Below are 1,179 nucleotides of genomic sequence, written 5' to 3' on the forward strand. Positions count from 1 at the left end.
GGGCCGCCCTCAGGCGCTGGGGGGAAGGGGCGTGGCGTGAGCGCGCCATCGCCCGATGTCGGCGCCGTGGTGCAGGGCCGCGCCCACCGCGCGGCGGCGGCGCGGCTCCGCGTCGCCGCGGTGGCCCGTTCCGAGACCGTCTCGCACGAGTGTCACCCGTTCAGGGCCGCCGCGACCCGCTGGCGCATGAGCTCGGCCAGGGCCTCGGCGAGCGCGACGGGGTCGATCGGGTGGCTGACGACCTGCTCGGCCTGGGACCAGGTGGCCAGCCAGCCGTCGTCGCGCCGCCCCACCAGCAGCAGGACCGGGGGGCAGCGGTAGATCTCGTCCTTGACCTGGCGGCACAGGCCCATCCCGCCGACGGGGGAGGCCTCGCCGTCGAAGATCGCCACGTCCACGCGCGCGCCGGGGTCGGTGTCCTCCAGCCTGCGCAGGACCATGGGCGCGGTCGCGCACTCGACGAACTCCACGAGGGGAACGTCGGCCGAGGGGCGTCGGCCGACCGCCAGCCGCACCTGCTCGCGGGTGTCCGCGTCGTCGCTGTAGACCAGCACGCGCATCCTGGCACCCGTGTCCGTACCGCTGACCACCATCGCGCAACCGTCCCATCGCTTCTGTCCGCGGCCGTCGCCGCGGGGGTGCGGCCGAGGCGTTCGTTGGCTGTATGCCCTCTGACTGTATTGCCTCGGGGCCCCGCTGCACAGAAGAGGGGCCGAGGGGTGTGCCGGGTACTGAGACCTGAGCCACCGCACTCAGAGCACGGGCTAACCCGACCCCCAAGTCCTGTTATCAAAAGGTGATTTTCTTGATATCTTTCCGTGATCTTTTGTGGGCTTCGGTGGCGCCTGGGATGCGCTGGATCGCCGCAGCCGCAGGGGATCTCGAATTTCGGTCACTCTGGGTATGTTACTGGTGTGACTGGAGGGGCAGGGTCGATACAGTAACGTCCGAGTCACGATCGGCCGGTGCTAGCTGGCCGTAAGGGGCCCCAGAGCGCCCCGTACCGGGTCTGACCCGCCCTGTTACGGAGAGTCGGGTACGGCCCTCTCTGAGATGCCGTAATAATGCTGGCGTGGCGACAGCAACCGCGAACCCAAAATCAGCACCGACACCAGCACATGGTGCGGCAAAGCGTCCTGACCTGGTGAGCGTTGGCACCATCGTTTGGTTGGCCAACGA

The 1,179-nt window shown here is 69.1% G+C and carries 1 protein-coding gene; it reads right to left on the reverse strand.

Annotation, left to right across the window (positions count from 1 at the left end):
• Positions 1-152: 152 nt before the first annotated feature.
• Complete coding sequence (locus ABD54_RS26610) at positions 153-593, reverse strand: response regulator transcription factor (RefSeq protein ID WP_047872304.1); 441 nt, start codon at positions 591-593, stop codon at positions 153-155.
• Positions 594-1,179: the final 586 nt, after the last annotated feature.

Origin of the sequence: Nocardiopsis sp. RV163, from assembly GCF_001029525.1 — a bacterium.
GTDB lineage: Bacteria > Actinomycetota > Actinomycetes > Streptosporangiales > Streptosporangiaceae > Nocardiopsis > Nocardiopsis dassonvillei.